The following is a 20,249-nucleotide window of genomic DNA, read 5'->3' as shown; positions in this document are numbered from 1 at the left end:
GCGGCGCGTTCAGTACGACTTGGGGAGCCCCAGGGACTGGTGGGACACGTAGTTCAGGATCATCTCCCGGCTGACCGGCGCGATGCGGGCCACCCGGGCCGCGGTGACCAGGGACGCGAGGCCGTACTCGTGGGTGAGGCCGTTGCCGCCCAGGGTGTGTACGGCTTGGTCGACGGCGTGTACGCAGGCCTCGGCGGCGGCGTACTTGGCCATGTTGGCGGCCTCGCCCGCGCCGGTGTCGTCGCCCGCGTCGAGGAGATACGCGGCCTTGCGCATCATCAGGGCGGCGAGTTCGAGCTCGATATGGGCCTGGGCGAGGGGGTGCGCGATGGCCTGGTGGGCGCCGATCGGCTCCTTCCACACCTGGCGCGTCTTCGCGTACTCGACCGCCCGGTCCAGCGCGTAGCGGCCCATGCCGAGGGCGAAGGCGGCGGTCATGACGCGTTCGGGGTTGAGTCCGGCGAAGAGCTGGAGCAGTCCGGCGTCCTCGTCGCCGACGAGCGCGTCGGCGGGCAGCCGTACGTCGTCGATGACCAGCTCGAACTGCTTCTCCACGGCGTGCAGTTCCATGTCGATCGGGGAGCGGTGGAAGCCTTCCGCGTCCCGGGGGACGATGAAGAGACAGGGCTTGAGACGGCCGGTCCGCGCGTCCTCGGTACGGCCGACGATCAGCGTGGCGTCGGCGATGTCGACGCCGGAGACGAAGACCTTGCGCCCGTTCAGCACCCAGTCGCCGCCGTCCTTGCGGGCCGTGGTGGTGAGCCGGTGGGAGTTGGATCCCGCGTCGGGTTCGGTGATGCCGAAGGCCATGGTGAGGGAGCCGTCGGAGAGGCCCGGCAGCCACTGCCGCTTCTGTTCGTCCGTACCGAAGCGGGCGATCACGGTGCCGCAGATGGCGGGCGAGACGATCATCAGCAGCAGCAGGCAGCCGGCGCCTCCCAACTCCTCCAGTACGAGCGAGAGTTCGGTGATCCCGCCGCCTCCGCCGCCGTACTCCTCGGGCAGATTGACCCCGAGGTAGCCGAGCTTCCCGGCCTCGCGCCAGAGGCTCTCGCGGTCGTAGCCGCGGCCGTGGCGGCGGCCGAGGGCGGCGACGGCGGCGCGCAGCGCGGTCCGCTCCTCGGTCTCGATCAGGAAGCTGCCGCTCATGATGGTTCCTCCTGGGTGTCCTTCGCGGTGTCCTTCGCGGTGTCCTGCTGGGGGTCCTGCTGCGTGTCCTTCCGGGGGTCCTTCTGTACGTCCGTGTCGGTGACCACGGCGAGCAGGGCGCCGACCTCGACCTGGCGGCCGGGGACGGCGTGGAGCGCGGTGAGTGTGCCGGAGGCGGGCGCGGTGATCCGGTGTTCCATCTTCATCGCCTCCAGCCAGATCAGCGGCTGCCCTGCGGTGACGCGGGCGCCTTCGGCCACTCCGTCCGCGATCCGTACGACGGTGCCCGGCATGGGCGCGAGCAGCGATCCCGGCTCGGTGTGGCGGCTGGGATCGCCGAAGCGCGGCCGGGCGGTCAGCCGGTACGCGCCGTCGGCGCCGTCCACATGGACCTCGTCGCCGTACGCGGTGACCTCGAAGTGCCGTACGACTCCCTCGGTTTCGAGGCTGACCCGGTGGGGCCCGACGGCTACGACCCGTACGTCGTCGCCCTCGACGCCCTCGACGCCCTCGTTGCCCTCGACGGCGAATCCCTGCCGGGTGGTCCGGTAGCAGATCTCGTGCTCGCCGTAGGTCTTGCTCTGGATCCCCGCTCCGACATTGCGCCAGCCGCCGAGCCGGGCGGGCAGCGCGGCGCCGTTGCCCCCGCCCCCGCCGCTCCCCCGGGCCGCCGCGTCTGCCAGCGCGGCGGCGATCGCGGCGTACCGTTCACCGGGCGCGGGCGCGGGCGTGGGCGTGGGCGCGGACGCGGGTGTGGGCGCGGCCCCGGTCAGCGCGTCGAGATGGCGCTCGTAGAACCCGGTGTCGAACCGTCCGCCCGTAAAGTCGGGGTGCTCCAGCGACCGTACGAGCAGCTCCCGGTTGGTCCCGGGCCCGTGCACCCGGGCCCGCCGCAGCGCGTACCGCAGGGCGCGCAGCGCCTCGTCGCGGGTGGGGGCCCAGACGACGGCCTTGGCGAGCAGCGCGTCGTAGTGCACTCCGATCGTGTCGCCCCCGGCGTAACCGGCGTCGACACGCAGTCGGGGCCCGGTGGCGCCGGCCGACGGACGGAGGCCTCCGTCGGCCGACGCGCGCCGGTCCGTGGGGTCCGTGCGATTCGTGGGATCCGTGCCCCGGACCGGCGGGCCGTACGGGAACTCCAGGGCGTGCAGCGTGCCCGTCTGCGGCGCCCAGGCCCTGGACGGATCCTCCGCGTAGAGCCGGGCCTCCACCGCGTGGCCGTGCGCGGGCGGGGGCTCGGCAGGGAGCGCCGCGCCCTCCGCGACCGAGAGTTGCAGGGCCACCAGGTCGAGTCCGAACACCTCCTCCGTCACCGGGTGTTCGACCTGGAGGCGGGTGTTCATCTCCAGGAAGTACGGACGGCCCTCGGCGGAGACCAGGAACTCCACCGTGCCCGCGCCCGTGTACCCGACCGCGCGCGCCGCCGTGACCGCGGCCTCGTGCAGGGCGGTACGGAGCGAGTCCGGCAGACCGGGCGCCGGGCACTCCTCGATGACCTTCTGGTGGCGGCGCTGGAGGGAGCAGTCCCGGGTGCCCAGCGCCCAGACCGTGCCATGGGTGTCACCGAGGATCTGCACCTCGACATGGCGGCCATGCTCCACATACGGCTCCGCGAAGACCTCCCCGTCACCGAAGGCCGACCGCGCCTCCGCCGACGCCGCCGTCAACGCCTCGCCGAGAGCGCCGAGTTCGCGGACGATCCGCATTCCCCGCCCGCCGCCGCCCGCCGCCGCCTTGAGCAGCAGCGGCAGATCCGGCTCCCCGGCCGAGGCGGGATCCACCGGCGCGAGCAGCGGCACCCCCGCCGCGCCCATCAGCTCCTTGGCGCGTGTCTTCGACGCCATCGCCTCGATCGCGTCCGGCGGCGGCCCGATCCACACGAGCCCGGCGTCCAGCACGGCCCGTGCGAACTCCGCGTTCTCGGAGAGGAATCCATAGCCGGGGTGCACGGCGTCCGCGCCCGCCGCCAGCGCCGCCTTCACGATCAGATCGCCGCGCAGATAGGTGTCGGCGGGCGCGGCCCCCGGCAGCCGTACCGCCATGTCCGCGTCCCGTACGTGCAGCGCGCCCTCGTCCGCGTCGGAGTACACCGCGACCGTCGCGATCCCCCGCTCACGGCAGGTCCGGAAGACCCGGCAGGCGATCTCGCCCCGGTTGGCGACCAGTACAGAAGTGATCATCAGGTCCCTCGCCCTCGCCCTTGTCCGCGTACGTCATGCGGAGGTCACATGACGCGGAGGTCACATACGGAAGACGCCGAAGCCGCCGCGCACACCCTCGACCGGCGCCGAGTGGACCGCGGACAGACACAGGCCGAGCACGGTACGGGTGTCGCGCGGGTCGATGACCCCGTCGTCGTACAGCCGTCCCGACAGGAACACCGGCAGGGACTCGGACTCGATCTGCCGCTCCACCATCGCGCGCAGCGCCGCGTCGCCGTCCGCAGCCCGGTCGATGTATGGCCGGCCCTTGGCCTCCGCCGAGGCCCGCGCCACGATCGAGAGCACCCCGGCGAGCTGCTGGGGGCCCATCACCGCGGACTTGGCGCTCGGCCAGGCGAAGAGGAAGCGCGGATCGTAGGCCCGGCCGCACATGCCGTAGTGCCCCGCCCCGTACGACGCTCCCATCAGCACCGACAGATGCGGAACGCGGGAATTGGACACCGCGTTGATCATCATCGCGCCGTGCTTGATGATGCCGCCCTGCTCGTACTCCCTGCCGACCATGTAGCCGGTGGTGTTGTGGAGGAACACCAGGGGGATGTCCCGCTGGTTGGCGAGCTGGATGAACTGCGCGGCCTTCTGGGACTCGGCGGAGAAGAGCACGCCCCGCGCGTTCGCCAGCACCCCTACCGGGTAGCCGTGCAGCCGGGCCCATCCCGTCACCAGGCTCGGCCCGTACAGCGGCTTGAACTCGTCGAAGTCCGAGCCGTCCACGACCCGGGCGATCACCTCGCGGGGGTCGAAGGGGATCTTCAGATCGCCGGGGACGATCCCGAGCAGCTCCTCCTCGTCGTACTTGGGGGGCTCCGCCGGGCCCGGATCGGCGTGCGCCTTGCGCCAGTTGAGCCGGGCGACGATCCGCCGCGCCTGACGGACCGCGTCCTGCTCGTCCAGCGCGTAGTGGTCCGCGAGCCCCGACGTACGGGCGTGCATCCCGGCGCCGCCGAGCGACTCGTCGTCGCTCTCCTCGCCCGTGGCCATCCTCACGAGCGGCGGTCCGCCGAGGAAGACCTTCGACCGCTCCTCGATCATGACGGTGTGGTCGGACATCCCGGGGACATACGCGCCGCCCGCCGTGGAGTTGCCGAAGACGACCGCGACGGTGGGGATACCGGCGGCCGAGAGCCGGGTGAGATCGCGGAAGAGCGCCCCGCCGGGGATGAAGATCTCCTTCTGGGAGGGGAGATCGGCGCCGCCGGACTCGACCAGGCTGATGACGGGCAGGCGGTTGGCGAACGCGATCTCGTTGGCCCGCAGTGCCTTCTTCAGCGTCCAGGGGTTGGAGGCACCGCCCCGTACGGTCGGGTCGTTCGCGGTGATCACGCACTCGACGCCCTCGACCACGCCGATACCGGTGACCATGGACGCGCCGACGGGATAGTCGCTGCCCCAGGCGGCGAGCGGCGAGAGCTCCAGGAAGGGGGTGTCCGGGTCGAGGAGCAGCTCGATCCGCTCCCGGGCGAGGAGTTTGCCGCGCGCGCGATGGCGGGCCACATACTTCTCACCGCCGCCGGCCAGGGCCTTGGCGTGTTCGTCCGCCAGCTCCGCGAGCTTGGTGAGCATGGCCTCGCGGTGGGCGGCGTAGTCGGGGGACGCGGTGTCGAGGGCCGAGGGGAGCACGGTCACAGCAGTACCTCCGGGATGTCCAGGTGCCGGGCGCGCAGCCACTCGCCGAGGGCCTTGGCCTGGGGGTCGAACCGGTGCTGGGCGGCGACGCCTTCGCCCAGCAGCCCCTCGACGGTGAAGTTGAGGGCGCGGAGATTGGGCAGAAGATGGCGGACGACGGTCAGCTCCCGGCTCTCGGGGATGAGCTGCCGGAAGCGCTCGGTGGTCAGCTCATGGGCCAGCCAGCGCCAGCCGTCCTCGTCCCGCGCCCACACCCCGACATTGGCGTCCCCGCCCTTGTCCCCGCTGCGGGCGCCCGCGACCAGGCCGAGGGGCGCGGGGCGGGTCGGCAGTCCGGCGGGGAGCGGGTCCGGAAGCAGCGCAGCCGTCTCGGGGACGGGCTCAAGTGCGCGCGTACGGACGGGATTCGGCACCGTCACCCGCCGTCCGTCCGGCAGTACGGCCATATGCGTCACATCCGCCGCGTCGAGATACACCGCCTCGAAGACCCCGTACGGCGCGCCCTTGCCCGGCGGTGCGCTCACATGGAAACCGGGGTAGCTGGCGAGCGCGAGCTCGACGGCCGCCGCGCCGACCGCCCGGCCCACCGCCTCGGGATCGCTGTCCCGTACGACGAGCCGCAGCAGGGCGCTGGCGGTCTCCTCGGTGCCGGCGTCCGGGTGGTCGGTGCGGGCCAGCTCCCAGCGCACCTCGGCGGGGCGGCGCTTCGCGAGCGCGTCCTCGACCTGCTCGCGCACCAGCCGGGCCTTGGCCTCGATGTCGAGACCGGTGAGGACGAAGACGACCTCGTTGCGCCAGCCGCCGATCCGGGTGAGCCCGGCCTTGAGCGTGGGGGGCGGCGGCTCGCCCCGTACGCCCGTGATCCTGACGCGGTCGGGCCCGTCCTGGGCGAGCCGTACGGTGTCGAGCCGGGCGGTCACATCGGGACCCGCGTACCGGGCGCCCCCGGTCTCGTACAGCAGCTGCGCGGTGACGGTGCCCACGTCCACGACCCCTCCCGTACCGGGGTGCTTGGTGACGACCGCCGAGCCGTCGGCGTGGATCTCGGCGAGCGGAAAGCCGGGGCGGCGTATGTCGTGGCGGGTGAAGAAGGAGTAGTTGCCGCCGGTCGCCTGGGTGCCGCACTCCAGCACATGCCCGGCGACGACGGCGCCCGCCAGCGCGTGCCGTCCCTCCGGGGTCTCCGGGTCCCAGCCGAAGTGGGCCGCCGCCGGTCCGGTCACGAGCGCCGCGTCGGTGACCCGGCCGGTGATCACCACATCGGCGCCCGCGCGCAGGCACGCGGCGATCCCGGCGCCCCCGAGATACACGTTGGCGGTGAGGACGCCCTCGCCCCATGTCCCGGTCCCGGTCCCGGTCCCGGTCCCGCGAGCAGGCGGATCGCCGGTCAGCAGATCGTCGCCCTCGACATGGGCGACCCGTACCGGCACCCCCACCCGCCCGGCCAGTTCGCGTACGGCGGTGGCGAGTCCGGCGGGGTTGAGTCCGCCCGCGTTGGCGACGATCCGCACGCCCCGCTCATGGGCGAGCCCGAGCCCCTCCTCCAACTGGCGCAGAAAGGTCTTCGCGTATCCGGCGTCCGGGTTCTTCATCCGGTCCCTGCCCAGGATGAGCATCGTCAGCTCGGCGAGATAGTCCCCGGTGAGGACATCGAGCGGACCGCCCGTGAGCATCTCGCGCAGCGCGTCGAAGCGGTCGCCGTAGAAGCCGGAGGCGTTCCCGATCCGCAGCACACCCTGCGCACTCCGCTCACCGTGTGTGGTGGCGCCGCTCGTCGGTCGGCCGCTCGTCGGTCGGCCGCTCGTCGGTCCGTCGCTCATCGGTCCGTCGCTCGTCGGTCCGTCGCTCATCGGTCCCCCTTCGGCGCGCGGCCCGCACCCGCCGGACCCGCGAAGGCCTGGGCGATGTCCAGCCAGTGGCCGGCGTCGGCGCCCTCGGCCCGTACGGCGAGATCCGCGCGGTGCGCCCGCTGGGTGACCAGCAGACAGAAGTCGAGCGCGGGCCCGGTCACCCGCTGGGCCGCGTCCTCGGGACCGTACGTCCACGACTCCCCGTCCGGTCCAGTCAGTTCGACACGGAAGGGCTCGGCGGGCGGCTGTTCCCTGCGGACGAGATACGCGTAGTCGCGGGCCCGTACGCCGATCCACGCCACATGCCGCAGCCGCACGGTCGGCCCACGCCGGACACCGAGCGCGTCCGCGACGTCCTGGCCGTGGGCCCAGGTCTCCATCAGCCGCGCGGTGGCCAGCGACGCGCCGCTCATCGGCGGTCCGTACCAGGGGAAACGGGCGCCGGGCGGTGACGCGCGCAAGGCGTCCCCGAGCCGTACGCGGCCCTCGCGCCAGCGGGCGAGCAGTGCGGCGGGCGGGAGCGACGCCCCGGCCGCCGTGCCCTCGTCGACAAAGGAATCGGGGGCCGCCAGGGCCTTCTCCGACTCCTCCGCGAAGGCCTGCGGATCGGTCACGGCGAGCAGCGCGGCCCGGTCGGTCCAGCTGAGATGGGCGATCTGATGGGCGATGGACCATCCGGGTGAGGGGGTCGCGAGGGACCAGTCCCCGGGGTCGAGATGCGCCACCAGAGCGTCGAGTTCCTCGCTCTCGGCACGCAGATCACCGAGTAACCCGAGCAGCGCGGCACCGGACGCCGGGCCGTGCGCGGACGCCGGGCCGTGCGCGGACGCCGGGCCGTGCGCGGACGCCGGATCGGATGCGGAACCCGATGCGGAACCCGACGCGGAACCGGATGCGGACACGGGTGCGCTCCCCTCGGGACACGGCGATGTGCGTGCCCCGGAGCATGGCAGCGCCGGAAGAAACAAGCAAGCGTGCTTGCTTTACCCGTACCCGCCTACTCCTGGCCGACCGTCCCGCTCCGCTTCCGGCCGGTCCGCGTGTCCTTCCCGCCCACCTGGGTCCGTACGGCGCCCATGCTCGCCGCGATGACCAGCGCGATCGCCAGCGCGTCGGCGGCCGAGAGCGCCTGACTCAGTACCAGGAATCCGGCCGTCGCCGCGATGGCCGGCTCCAGACTCATCAGCACGGCGAAGGTCGAGGAGGGCAGCCGCCGCAGCGCGAGCAGTTCGAGGGTGTACGGAAGGACGGAGGACATCACCGCCACCGCGAGCCCGAGCCCCAGCGTCGACGGCACCAGCAGCTTCGATCCCGACTCCGCGATCCCGAGCGGCAGCGCGAGCAGCGCCGCCACCGCCATGGCCAGCGCCAGTCCGTCGGCCTGCGGGAAGCGCCGGCCGGTCCGCGCGCTGAAGACTATGTACGCCGCCCACATCGCGCCCGCCGAGACCGCGAACGCCGCGCCCACCGGGTCGAGCCGGTCGAAACCGCCGCCGCTGAGCAGCAGCACCCCGCCGAGGGCCAGCACGGCCCAGAGCACATTGACCAGCCGCCGCGACACGATCACGGAGAGCGTGAGCGGGCCGAGGACTTCGAGGGTGACGGCCGCGCCCAGCGGGATACGGTCCACCGACTGGTAGAAGAGCCCGTTCATGGCGGCCATCACCGCGCCGAAGGCGACGACCGTTCCCCAGTCGGCGCGTGAGTGCCCGCGCAGCGTGGGCCGGCACACCACGAGCAGGACGACCGCGGCGAGCGCGAGCCGCAGCGAGACCACGCCGAGGGCGCCGGTGCGCGGTATGAGCAGCACGGCGACGGCCGCGCCGAACTGCACGGACAGCCCGCCGGCGACGACAAGGGTGACCGGCCCCAGCGCGCGCCCGGCCGGCCCCGGGCGGCCACCGGCCCCCGCCGTACCCGCCTCGGCGCTTCCGGCCACCTCCGGCAGCTGGACCGCGCCTGCGGCCGTAGCGGTACGCGGCTCTTCCACCGGGATCCTCCCTTGACGCACACAGTCGACGCAGATGGTCGACGTACACGGTCGACGCACACAGTTGACGCACGCAGTTGACGCACGGTTCACTTCAATGGACTCGTAGTCCAACGCACTGTACTTCACCCGCCCGTTTCCCCGCTCACGCTACGGCTCGGTATCTCACCCCGTGAAATGCCGATTGGGCTGCCGTTATGCTCCACGCGCATGAGCATTGAGATGCGTCATCTCCGCTGCTTCCTCGCCATCGCCGAAGAATCCAACCTGACGAGGGCGGCGAACCGGCTGCACCTCACCCAGCCCGCCGTCTCCCGCGCCCTGGCGGCGCTGGAGAAGCGTCTCGGCGTACGGCTCGCGGAGCGTTCCACCCACCATCTCGCGCTCACCGCCGAAGGGCGCGCCTTCCGTGACAAGGCCGCCGCGGCGGTGGCCGCGTTCGACGAGGCACTCGACGCCGGGCGGCTGCGCCGCCGGCCGCTGCGGCTCGGCCACCCGTGGTCGGCCTTCGGCCCGTACACCACGCCCCTGCTGCGGCGCTGGCAGAGCGAGCAGCCGGGGACCCCGCTGGAACTGCTCAGGATCGACGACCGTACGGCGGGGCTGACCCGGGGCGAGGTCGACGCGGCGCTGCTGCGCGGGCAGGTGGAGATCCCGGGGCTGGTCAAGGAACTGCTGTTCACCGAGCCCCGCGTGGCGGCCGTACCCGCCGACGGACCGCTGGCCGCGCGTGCGTCGCTCACCCTGGCGGACCTGGCGCCGGAACCGCTGATCGTCAACCGGGTGTCGGGCACCACGAGTCCGGCCCTGTGGCCGCCGGACGCCGGTCCCGCGACGACCGTCACGGTCACCAACACCGACGACTGGCTGACGGCGATCGCCGCGGCGCGCGGCATCGGTGTCACCGGCGCCTCGACGACCGCCGTCCATCCGCACCCCGGAGTGGCCTACCGTCCGCTCTCCGACGCCCCGCCCCTCCCGGTCTTCCTGGTCTGGCGCGAGGGCACCGCACATCCGGCGATCCCCCGTCTCGCGGCCCTGGCACACGAACTCACCGCGGAGGCGTGAGCCCGGGTAACGGGCAGCCGTGAGCCGAGGCACCGGGAACCGAGAGGCACCCCGCCACCAACCCCGCCACCACAGAGCACCCCCCGTACCCCGTCACACCCCGTACGCGTACCGCTACCCGAATGGCGGTCCCGTTCACCCGCTTGCCTCTCGCCGCGCGCCCCGCCCCCGGGGGTTTGACCACACTGATGCCGATCTCGTCCGACCGTCAGAGGAGAGAGATATGGCCATACCCTCGCGCACCGGCCCGGGGAAAGGTCCGCGGCCCGGCCCGCGGATACGTTCGCGCCGGGGGTACGCGCTCGCCGCGATGCTCACCGCTACCGCTCTCGCGACCGCCGTCCCCACCGCCGGCGCCGCTCCCGCCGCCCCCGCGAACCGTGGCGGCGGCACCGCCAAACCGACGATCGTGCTGGTGCACGGCGCCTTCGCCGACGCGTCGAGCTGGCGCGAGATCGTCCCGCGTCTCCAGAGCGACGGCTACCGGGTCTTGGTCCCGGCCAATCCGCTCAGGGGTCTGCCCGGTGACACGGCGTACATCGCGAGCGTCCTCAGAAGTGTCGAGGGCCCGATCGTCCTGGTCGGCCACTCCTACGCCGGCGCGGTGATCAGCGGCGCGGCGGTCGGCAACCCCCATGTCAAGGCGCTCGTGTACATCAACGCGCTGGTACCCGACGAGGGCGAGGTCCTCTCGGCCCTCTCCGGCATGTTTCCCGGCAGTGAACTCGCCCCGGCCCTGAAGCCGGTGCCGTTCACCGAGCCGGACGGATCCATAGGCACCGATCTCCATGTCACGCCCGAGCTGTACCGCCGGGTCTTCGCCGCCTCGCTCCCCCAGGCCACCACCGCCGTGCTGGCGGCCTCCCAACGGCCCATCGACGCCCAGGCGTTCAAGGACGCGGCCGGTCCCGTCGCCTGGCGGACCATCCCCTCCTGGGCCATGGTCTCGCGCCAGGACCGGGCCGTCTCCCCCGAGCTGGAGCGCTTCCAGGCCCGGCGGGCCCGCTCCCACACCGTCGAGATCGACGCCCCGCACCTCGTGATGCTCACCCACCCGAAGGCCGTCACGGATCTGATCCTGGACGCGGCCCGCTCCCGCTCCCGGGCGTCCACCACCGGGGAACCGGCCAGAACCGTCCTGACCGCGACGGGGTCCACGGCACCGAGCGCCGCCGGTGCGGCCGGTGCGGCCGGTGCCGCCGATGCCACCGTCGTCGCGGGAGCGGGCGTGGTCTCGGTGGTCCGCAGACGCCGGCCCACCGAGAGCTGACGGACAGCTGCCCCACCGTCACCCCGCCCCCGTCACCTCGCCCCACCGTCACCCCGCCCCCGTCACCTCGCCCCACCGTCACCCCGCCCCCGCCGGGTCCTCTCCCCGCACCTCCCCCAGAGCCTCCGCCAGCACCTCCGCCATATGCCGTGCCTGGTGTCCGCCGAGCTGGTCGAGCTGGGTACGGCAGGAGAAACCGTCCGCCAGCAGCTCCGCGCCCCTCCTGGCGTCCCTCCCCGCTCCCCCCGCCTTCCCCGCCTCTTCCGCCGCCCTCACCGAGGGCAGGAGCTGGTCCTCCGCACAGGCCACCGACACCTCGTAGTGGCCGCGTTCGAAACCGAAGTTGCCCGCGAGACCGCAGCAGCCCCCGCTCAACTCGCCGGTCAGGCCCGCCCGTTCACGCAGTCGCCGGTCCGCCGCGTCACCGAGGACCGCGTGCTGGTGGCAGTGGGTCTGCCCGGCGACCGCGCGGTCGAGCCGCGGCGGCTCCCACTCCGGCGCGCACTCCTCCAGGGCCTGCGCGAAGGTCCGTACGGACGCGGCCAGCCGCGCCGCGCGCGGATCGCCGGGGAACAGCTCCGGCAGATCGGTCGTCAGCGTGGCCGCGCAGCTCGGTTCCAGCACGAGCACCGGCAGATCGAGGTCGAGCAGGGGTTCCATCCGGTCCAGCGTGCGGCGCATGACCGTACGGGCCTGATCGAGCTGGCCCGTCGAGACATACGTCAGCCCGCAGCACACCTGCCCGCCGCGCCCGCGCTGGCCGCCCCGCTCGCCCGGCGGCACCACGATGCCGACCCCGGCCGCCTCCAGCACCCGTACCGCCGCCTGTCCGACCGACGGCGCCAGGTGCTCGGTGAAGGTGTCGGGCCACAGGATCACCGTGCGGCCACGGGTGAACACCTCGGTCCTGCCCTTCATATGGCGCCTGAGCCACCGGCCGAAGGTCTCGGGCGCGAGCCGTGGGATCGTACGTTCCGGAGCGATGCCGGCCAGCCGCTTGGCCAGGCCCGCCAGCGGCGGCACCCGCGCCGCCGCGTTCAGCACCGGCGCGAACGGCGCCGCCGCCCTGAGCCACACCGGCAGCCGGCCCAGCGCGTAGTGCGCGGCGGGCCGCCGCCGTCCCCGGTAGTGGTGGTGGAGGAACTCCGCCTTGTAGGTGGCCATGTCCACGCCCACCGGGCAGTCGCTCCGGCAGCCCTTGCAGGAGAGGCAGAGATCGAGCGCGTCCCGTACCTCCTCCGAGCGCCAGCCGTCCGTGACCACCTCGCCCGCGAGCATCTCGTGGAGCAGCCGGGCGCGCCCCCGTGTGGAGTGCTGTTCCTCGCCCGTCGCACGGAACGAGGGGCACATCACCTCCGGTCCCGAACCCGGGCCCGCCACACGGCACTTCGCCACCCCGACACACCTGCGTACGGCCGCCGAGAAGTCCCCGCCGCCGGGTCCGTCGTGCGGATAGCCGAAGGCGACGTCGACGCGCTCGCGCGGCAGCACGGAGAAGCGGAGATTCTCGTCGAGCCGGGCGGGCCGGGCGAGCACCCCCGGGTTCATCCCGCCCGCCGGGTCCCACACGTCCTTGAACTGCCGGAAGAGGACGGTCAGTTCGTCGCCGTACATCCTCGACAGCATTTCGGAGCGCGCCAGTCCGTCGCCGTGCTCCCCCGACAGCGAGCCGCCGTGCGCGACCACCAGGCCGGCCGCCTCCTCGGAGAAGCGCCTGAAGCGCCGTACGCCGTCCTCGCTCAGCAGGTCGAAGTCGATACGGACATGGATGCAGCCGTCGCCGAAGTGCCCGTACGGCGTGCCGCGCAGGCCGTGTGCGGCGAGCAGGGCGCGGAAGTCGCGCAGATACGCGCCGAGCCGGGCCGGCGGCACCGCGCAGTCCTCCCAGCCCGGCCAGGCCTCGCTGCCGTCCGCCATCCGGGTCGCGGTGCCCGCCGCGTCCTCCCGTACCCGCCACAGGGCCCGCTGTCCGGCCGGATCGTCCACCACCATGCCGTCCAGCGGGTCGGCCGCGCGCAGGATCTCCATGGCGGCGGCCCGTGCCTCGGCGGGGATCGCGCCGCCGGTCTCCACGAAGAGCCAGGCTCCGCCGCGCGGCAGCGCCTGCCCGCCCCCGCCGCCGCCTCCGTCCCGTACGCGTACGAGGTCCTCGGCCATGCCCTCGACGGTCAGCGGGCCGTACGGCAGCAGCCCGGCCGCGGCCTCGGCGGCGGCGCTCTCGTCCGGGTAGCCGAGGACGGCGAGCGCCCGCGCGGCGGGTGCCTCGACCAGCCGTACGGTCGCTTCGGTGACGACGCCGAGCGTGCCCTCGCTGCCGCAGAAGGCGCGGGCCAGATCGGGGCCCGCCTCGGGCAGCAGCGCGTGCAGCGCGTAACCGGAGATCAGCCGGGGCAGTCCGGTGGGAAAGCCCGTGCGCAGCGGCGCGAGATTGCGGTCGATCAGCTCGCGCAGTCCGGCGGGGGCGCCGTCCCAGCCCCGGCCGAGGCGCAGCGTGTCACCGCCGTAGGTCAGGACCGACAGCCCCTGGACGTTGTCGGCGGTCGTCCCCCAGGCCACGGAGTGCGATCCGCACGCGTTGTTGCCGATCATCCCGCCGAGCGTGCAGCGGCTGTGCGTGGACGGATCGGGCCCGAAGGTCAGTCCGTACGGCCTCACGGCGGCGCGCAGATCGTCCAGGACGACCCCGGGCTGGACGACCGCCGTGCGCGCCTGCGGGTCCACGGACACGATGGAGCGCAGATGACGGGTGAGATCGAGCACCACCCCCACGCCGGTGGCGTTCCCGGCGATCGAGGTCCCGGCGCCGCGCGGCACCACCGGTACGCCGTGCTCCCGGCAGACCGCCAGCGCCGCCGCCGTGTCCGCCGCGTCGCGTGGTGCGACCACACCCACGGGGACCCGCCGGTAGTTGGACGCGTCCATGGTCGTCAGCGCGCGTGCCGCCGCGTCGAACTCCACCTCGCCGCGCACGGCCGTTCTCAGCGCCCGTGCAAGTGCGGTCGCCGCCGTGGCCGCCGCCTCCGCCGTGATCGTCTCCGCCGCCGTCGCCCTTGCCGCTGTGTTCGTATCCGACTCAGCCATAAGCCCAGGATGCCTCCGCCACCACCACAACCCTGGCTTTTCGCCGCTCGCCGCACGCGGAGCGCAGAAGAAAAGCGAACAGGAAGCTCCCAAACTGATCGTCAAATCTCATATAGTGGCCACCGTTTGAGCAATATTCAACAGATTCCGAGCCTGTCACCTCCGGATCACCTCTGGCTCACCCACCGTGGGCGACGCGGGGCTTCCCCATCCCCGCCGTGCCCGTCGCCGCCCCACCGGCACACCGGTTCAGCGCCTTCCGGAAGGTCGTACCAACCGCTCCACCGCACCCGGCCAACCCCACACACCCGGAAGGCGATCCACGATGACCACGACCGGCAGCTCCCTCATCTCCGTCCCCTCCGTCCGCTCCGTCCCCTCAATCGCTTTCGTCCCCTCCGTTCCCTCCGTCTCCTCCGCCCCTTCCGTCTCCTCCGTCGAACAGGCCGGCCCTCCCCCGCGCACCACCGCACACGGACAGAGCGGCCCACGGGCACGGGCATGAACCGGCCGCCCCCGGGCACGTTCCCGGGGCGCCCGCCATCCCCGTACGGCTCGTGCGGCCTCGCGACTCCCCGATCCCGACCTCCCGAAGCAGGTGCGCGTTGGACTCCGCAACCTCTGAACGGCCCGCCGGAACCCCCGAGCGGTTCACGGGCGCGGCCATGGCCGTCCCGTCCCTGACGCAGCGGTCCTCGGACGGACCCGCACTGGCCAGCACCGTCAACAACGCCCTGAAGATCGTCATCGTGGGCGGCTTCGGTGTCGGCAAGACGACGATGGTCCGTTCCGTCAGCGAGATCCGTCCCCTCAACACCGAGGAGACGATCTCCCGGGCGAGCGCGGACATCGACGCGATCGCCGGTCTCGACGGGCTGCGAAGAAAGAACTCCACCACCGTCGCCTTCGACTTCGGCCGGATCTCCCTCGACGAGAAGTCCGTCCTGTATCTCTTCGGCGCCCCCGGCCAGGAGCGCTTCTGGTTTCTCTGGGAGCGGCTCTTCTCGGGGACTCTCGGCGCGGTCGTCCTGGTCGACACCCGCCGTCTCTCCGACTCCTGGTACGCCCTCGACCGGCTGGAACACCACGGCACCCCCTTCATCGTCGCCTGCAACGACTTCGGCGGCCCCTTCCACGCGGTGGACCAGATCCGGGCGGCGCTCGCGCTGGCCCCGGACGTACCGCTGGTGGAGTGCGACGCGCGGGACCGCTCGTCCAGCAAATACGTCCTGATCACGCTGATCGAGTACCTCTACGAGCTGGCCTCCAAGCGCGCGGTGGACCAGGCGCGGGCGCAGGAGGACGGGGCACAGGAGAACGGTGACCGGGTGCCGGAGGACGGTGACGGGCCGGACCGGCACGACGGGCGGGGCGGGCAGGACGAGCGGGGCGACGGGCCCGGGGACGGGTGACAGCGGCCTTCACGGCAGGTGACAGCGTCGTCCCTGCGAGTGAAACCCCTCCTGCCACGGATGACGCGTCCGACCCGCCCCGAGCGTTGTCTCCCGGGGCCGGGAGCGGTGTCTCATCCGACGGACACCGTTGCCGGCCGCACGCCGGAAGGGACTAGGCTCCGGCCCGTGGCCGATATCCAGATTCCCGCTGACATCAAGCCCGCCGACGGCCGTTTCGGCGCAGGTCCCTCCAAAGTGCGGACGGAGGCGGTGGACGCGCTGGCCGCCACCGGTACCTCACTGCTCGGCACGTCCCACCGGCAGGCCCCGGTAAAGAACCTGGTCGGCTCGGTACGCGACGGGGTGCGGAACCTCTTCCAGCTGCCCGAGGGATACGAGGTGATCCTGGGCAACGGCGGCTCCACCGCCTTCTGGGACATCGCGACGCACGGTCTGATCGAGAACAAGTCGCAGCACCTCTCCTTCGGCGAGTTCTCCTCCAAGTTCGCCAAGGCGGCGAAACTCGCCCCCTGGCTGGCCGAGCCGACCGTCATCACCTCCGACCCCGGCTCGCACCCGGACCCGGTGGCGGAGGCGGGAGTCGACGTCTACGCCTTCACCCACAACGAGACCTCCACGGGTGTCGCCGCCCCCGTCGAGCGGGTCGCGGGCGCCGACGAGGGCGCGCTGGTCCTGGTCGACGCGACCTCCGGCGCGGGCGGTCTGCCGGTCGACATCAGCGAGACGGACGTCTACTACTTCGCCCCGCAGAAGTCCTTCGCCTCCGACGGCGGCCTGTGGATCGGTGTCTTCTCGCCCGCCGCGCTGGAGCGTGCCGCACGCGTGCACGGCTCGGGACGGCATGTGCCGGAGTTCTTCTCGCTGCCGACCGCGATCGACAACTCGCTGAAGAACCAGACGTACAACACCCCCGCGCTGGCCACCCTCTTCCTGCTCAACGAGCAGCTCGGCTGGCTCAACTCGCAGGGCGGTCTCGACTGGTCGGTCCGCCGCACGGCCACCTCCTCGCGCACGCTGTACGGCTGGGCCGAGGCCTCCAAGTACGCGACGCCGTTCGTGGTCGACCCGGCGAAGCGCTCGCAGGTCATCGGCACGATCGACTTCGCGGACGAGATCGACGCGGCGGCGGTCGCCAAGGCGCTGCGCGCCAACGGCATCGTCGACACCGAGCCCTACCGCAAGCTCGGCCGCAACCAGCTGCGCGTGGCGATGTTCCCGGCGATCGACCCGGCGGACGTCACGGCGCTGACGGAGTGCATCGACTATGTGATCGAACGCCTCTGACAGCTCCGTCCCCACGGAACCGGATCCCCGCGACGAGCCCCGGCGCACCCGCGCCGGGGCCCGTCGCCGTCCGGCGTCAGGGCTTGCCGCGCAGGCGTTTGAAGCCGAAGAAGAGGGCCGCGCAGCCGATGAGGATGAACGCGCCGAGGGTGGCGCTGCCTTGGGTGCCGCCGCCGTCGGCCGTACCGGCGCCGTTGCCGGAGGGGGAGCCGTCGGAGTCCTCGTCCTTGCCGCCACTGCCCTTGCCCCCGCCGCCCTTGCCGTTGTCCAGGTCCTCCCGTACCACCTCGCTCTCCTTGCCCTCGGAGCCGAACATCAGCGCGCTGCCGTCCGCCGTGTACGTCACGGACTCGGCCTGGCCCTGGAACGGCGCGTGGACCGCGTGGTCCTCGCCCAGGCGGCCGTCCTTCCACACGTAGCCCCGCGCGCTGAAGTACGAGCGCAGCACCAGTTCCGTACCGTCGGGCGAGAACGCCCCGTCCGTCACCCAGGGCACCTCGCCGATCCGCCGGAAGACATTCGTCCCCGACGGGGTCAGCCGCGCCGGGCCCTCGTAGAGTCCGCCGCCGTTGTCGTTCTTCGAGGCGATGTAGACGCGGCCCGTCCGGGGATCGACCATGAGCGCCTCGGCGTTGCGCGGACCGTCCGCGTACGTGACGGTGAACTGGGTCGCCCGCACCGTGGTGTCCTTGAGCCGCTTGGGCTCGGGGAAGCGGTAGATCCACACATGGTCCCAGCTCCCGTTGAGGTTGTCCCCGATGTCCCCGACATACACGTTTCCATCGGGACCGATGGAGATGGCCTCCACGTCCCGGGGCTCACCGACACCCTCCATGGTGATCGTCGCCACCGTCTCGCCGGTCCTGGAGTCCACGGCGAAGACATACGGCCCGTCGTCGCTGTCGTTGTGCGTCCAGTAGACGCCGGGGTGGAGACGGCTCGCGGCCAGTCCGCTGGACTCGATGATCCGGGGATCCCTGATCGTAAAGGTCTGGTCGGGTGTCCCGTCGGCGGCGGAGGCCCGGGGCACCGACGCCGACGCCGACGCCGACGCCGATGCCGATGCCGACACGGGCGCGAACGCCGACGCGCCGAGCAGTACGGCGACGGCGAGGGCGGCGACGGTACCGGAGAGACGCGGGCCGGAGTGGCGCGGGCCGGAGTGGCGCGGAAGCGAACGCATGCCACCAGCCTGCCATCCCGTCCACGCGCGTAGGGCATCCGTACGCGCGCCCGGGGATACCCCCGCCCGGTGCGACCAGGACCCACGCCCGCGCCCGCCGTGTCCCGGCCTCGCGGCGCATGGCCGGTCGGGGATGATGACCGGATGCGCTTCCTCTTCGTCGGCGATTCCATGACGATCGGCCGCGCCGGCGACTTCACCTGGCGCTACCGCATGTGGCAGCACCTCGACGCGTCCTTCGGCGCCCCCTTCCGGATCGTCGGCCCCTGGACGGGGCTGTACGACAGCGAGGGCGACGCGCCCGTCTCGGACGCCTACGCCGCCGGCCCCGGCTTCCCGGCCGATGCCCGCCACCATCTCGCGGGCTGGGGCATGGGGTGGCAGCACATGAGCCCGCTGATCGGCGCGGCCGTCCGGTCCGGGAGGGCCGACGTCCTGCTGATCTCACTGGGACTGATCGACCTCGGTTTCTACACGGACAGTGCGCAAACCGCGCTCGCCGTCCGCGCGTTCACCGCCGAGGCCCGCGCGGCCAACCCGCGTGTACGGGCCGTGCTGCTGCCCGTCATCCCCAATATCCGGGCGGAGTCCGACCCCGCCTTCGCCGCCGAGATCGACCGCTTCAACGAACTGCTCGGCAAGGCCGTCGCCGATCTCGACCGGCCGTCCTCACCCCTGCTGCTCGCCTCGCGCCCGCCGGAGTACGACATCCACCGCGACACCTACGACGGCACCCACCCGGCCCCCTCGGGCGAACACAAACTCGCCGCGGCCTTCGCCGACGCCATGCACCAGGCATGGGACCTGGGCGCGCCGTACGGGCGACACACCTGAAACCGCCGCCCGGCGAGGCAGGACGAGGCGGGAGGCCGGGGAACGGCGGTCGGGACGGCCACAAGGCCCATCCGGGGTTGCCTTGAGTGCGCTCGAACGCGTTGGCTGTGGACTCATGAAGTACACGCAGCTCGGACGCTCCGGACTCAAGGTAAGCCGACTCGTCCTCGGGACGATGAACTTCGGTCCTCTCACCAACGAGGCCGACAGTCACACCATCATGGACGCCGCGCTCGACGCGGGCATCAATTTCTTCGACACCGCCAATGTCTACGGCTGGGGCGAGAACAAGGGCCGTACGGAGGAAATCCTCGGTACCTGGTTCGCCAAGGGCGGCGACCGCCGGGACAAGGTCGTCCTCGCCACCAAGGTCTACGCGAACATGGCCGCGGGCGACCCGGCCTGGCCCAACCACGACAAGCTCTCGGCCTTCAACATCCGGCGTGCGGTCGACGCCAGCCTCAAGCGGCTCCAGACCGATCACATCGATCTCTACCAGTTCCACCACATCGACCGCTCCACCCCGGTCGACGAGATCTGGCAGGCCATCGACACCCTGATCCAGCAGGGCAAGATCCTCTACGCGGGCTCGTCCAACTTCCCCGGCTGGAAGATCGCCCAGACCAATGAGACCGCCCGCCGGCTCGGTTCGTTCGGACTGGTCAGCGAGCAGTGTCTGTACAACCTGGCCGAGCGCCGCGCCGAGATGGAGGTCATCCCGGCCGCGCAGGAGTACGGCCTCGGGATCATCCCCTGGTCGCCGCTGAACGGTGGTCTGCTGGGCGGCGCGATCCGCAAGGAGCGCGAGGGCGGCGGCTCCCGTACCAGCGGCGGCCGTTCGGGGAGCGGGCTCGCCGACACGGCCATCCGGACCCAGATCCAGTCGTACGAGGACCTGCTCGACAAGCACGGCATCGATCCCGGTGAGGCCGCGCTCGCGTGGCTGCTCACCCGTCCCGGGGTGACGGGCCCGATCGTCGGCCCGCGCACGACCGAGCAGCTCGAATCCGCTCTGCGCGCGGTCGAGCTGGAACTGTCGGAGGAGGTCCTGTCCTCGCTGGACGAGATCTTCCCGGGCACGGGGCCCTCGCCGGAGGCGTTCGCCTGGTAGTACGCGATACGCGAGGGGCGGCCGGGGCCGGTGGCCGGTGGGCCGACTGGCCGGTGAGCCGGTGGGCCGGTGGCTAACCGACCGCGGCCGCCACGGCGATGATCGCGAACATCAGCACCAGCGCGACGGCCATGATCTGGTTTCGGGTTTTGGGGTCCACACGACG

Annotated in this window: 14 protein-coding genes; 6 read left to right on the top strand and 8 right to left on the bottom strand. The window is 72.4% G+C overall.

The genetic code is table 11. The features are described 5' to 3' along the window. Positions 1 to 9: 9 nt before the first annotated feature. The 6 genes from OG214_RS22925 to OG214_RS22900 form a co-directional block, all read right to left on the bottom strand. The gene (locus OG214_RS22925) at positions 10 to 1,149 is read right to left on the bottom strand and encodes an acyl-CoA dehydrogenase family protein (protein WP_405985789.1); all 1,140 of its coding nucleotides are present in this window, start codon (positions 1,147 to 1,149) and stop codon (positions 10 to 12) included. Continuing rightward, entirely contained in the window at positions 1,146 to 3,329 is a 2,184-nt protein-coding gene (locus OG214_RS22920) for a biotin carboxylase N-terminal domain-containing protein (RefSeq protein ID WP_405985788.1), read from the bottom strand. The genes OG214_RS22925 and OG214_RS22920 overlap by 4 nt, the downstream gene beginning before the upstream one ends. A 60-nt stretch (positions 3,330 to 3,389) precedes the next feature. Continuing rightward, a complete protein-coding gene (locus OG214_RS22915) occupies positions 3,390 to 4,997 on the bottom strand; it encodes an acyl-CoA carboxylase subunit beta (protein ID WP_405985787.1) in 1,608 nt (535 codons plus the stop codon). Continuing rightward, positions 4,994 to 6,847: an acyclic terpene utilization AtuA family protein gene (locus OG214_RS22910; RefSeq protein WP_405985786.1), complete on the bottom strand. Its 1,854-nt coding sequence runs from the start codon at positions 6,845 to 6,847 to the stop codon at positions 4,994 to 4,996. The genes OG214_RS22915 and OG214_RS22910 overlap by 4 nt, the downstream gene beginning before the upstream one ends. Beyond that, positions 6,844 to 7,626 (bottom strand): TIGR03084 family metal-binding protein, encoded by a 783-nt coding sequence (locus OG214_RS22905; RefSeq protein ID WP_405987580.1) that lies wholly within the window; start codon positions 7,624 to 7,626, stop codon positions 6,844 to 6,846. The genes OG214_RS22910 and OG214_RS22905 overlap by 4 nt, the downstream gene beginning before the upstream one ends. 218 nt (positions 7,627 to 7,844) lie before the next feature. Continuing rightward, positions 7,845 to 8,837, bottom strand: coding sequence for an EamA family transporter (locus OG214_RS22900; protein WP_405985785.1), 993 nt, complete (start codon positions 8,835 to 8,837; stop codon positions 7,845 to 7,847). Between the two features lie 210 nt (positions 8,838 to 9,047). Between OG214_RS22900 and OG214_RS22895 the strand changes: the two genes are divergently transcribed. After that, on the top strand, positions 9,048 to 9,905 hold the full coding sequence (locus OG214_RS22895; protein ID WP_405985784.1) for a LysR family transcriptional regulator: 858 nt from the start codon (positions 9,048 to 9,050) through the stop codon (positions 9,903 to 9,905). Positions 9,906 to 10,128: 223 nt separating this feature from the next. Next, the gene (locus OG214_RS22890) at positions 10,129 to 11,175 is read left to right on the top strand and encodes an alpha/beta fold hydrolase (protein ID WP_405985783.1); all 1,047 of its coding nucleotides are present in this window, start codon (positions 10,129 to 10,131) and stop codon (positions 11,173 to 11,175) included. 78 nt (positions 11,176 to 11,253) lie between these two features. Here OG214_RS22890 and OG214_RS22885 read toward each other — a convergent pair whose 3' ends face one another. Then, the gene (locus OG214_RS22885; protein ID WP_405985782.1) at positions 11,254 to 14,256 is read right to left on the bottom strand and encodes an FAD-binding and (Fe-S)-binding domain-containing protein; all 3,003 of its coding nucleotides are present in this window, start codon (positions 14,254 to 14,256) and stop codon (positions 11,254 to 11,256) included. Between the two features lie 665 nt (positions 14,257 to 14,921). Here OG214_RS22885 and OG214_RS22880 point away from each other — a divergent pair. Continuing rightward, positions 14,922 to 15,668 (top strand): GTP-binding protein, encoded by a 747-nt coding sequence (locus tag OG214_RS22880; RefSeq protein WP_405987579.1) that lies wholly within the window; start codon positions 14,922 to 14,924, stop codon positions 15,666 to 15,668. A gap of 168 nt (positions 15,669 to 15,836) precedes the next feature. Beyond that, positions 15,837 to 16,955: a phosphoserine transaminase gene (serC, locus tag OG214_RS22875; RefSeq protein ID WP_405985781.1), complete on the top strand. Its 1,119-nt coding sequence runs from the start codon at positions 15,837 to 15,839 to the stop codon at positions 16,953 to 16,955. Between the two features lie 76 nt (positions 16,956 to 17,031). Here serC and OG214_RS22870 read toward each other — a convergent pair whose 3' ends face one another. Next, complete coding sequence (locus OG214_RS22870; protein ID WP_405985780.1) at positions 17,032 to 18,138, bottom strand: WD40 repeat domain-containing protein; 1,107 nt, start codon at positions 18,136 to 18,138, stop codon at positions 17,032 to 17,034. Between the two features lie 144 nt (positions 18,139 to 18,282). On the opposite strand from OG214_RS22870, the gene OG214_RS22865 reads away from it, so the two are divergent. Continuing rightward, positions 18,283 to 18,972, top strand: a complete 690-nt coding sequence (locus tag OG214_RS22865) for a GDSL-type esterase/lipase family protein (protein WP_405985779.1) — start codon at positions 18,283 to 18,285, stop codon at positions 18,970 to 18,972. Between the two features lie 115 nt (positions 18,973 to 19,087). Further along, on the top strand, positions 19,088 to 20,083 hold the full coding sequence (locus tag OG214_RS22860; RefSeq protein WP_363079283.1) for an aldo/keto reductase: 996 nt from the start codon (positions 19,088 to 19,090) through the stop codon (positions 20,081 to 20,083). Positions 20,084 to 20,249: the final 166 nt, after the last annotated feature.

Source organism: Streptomyces sp. NBC_00872, from assembly GCF_045161915.1.
Classification (GTDB): domain Bacteria; phylum Actinomycetota; class Actinomycetes; order Streptomycetales; family Streptomycetaceae; genus Streptomyces.
This window is presented reverse-complemented; position numbering and strand designations above follow the sequence as displayed.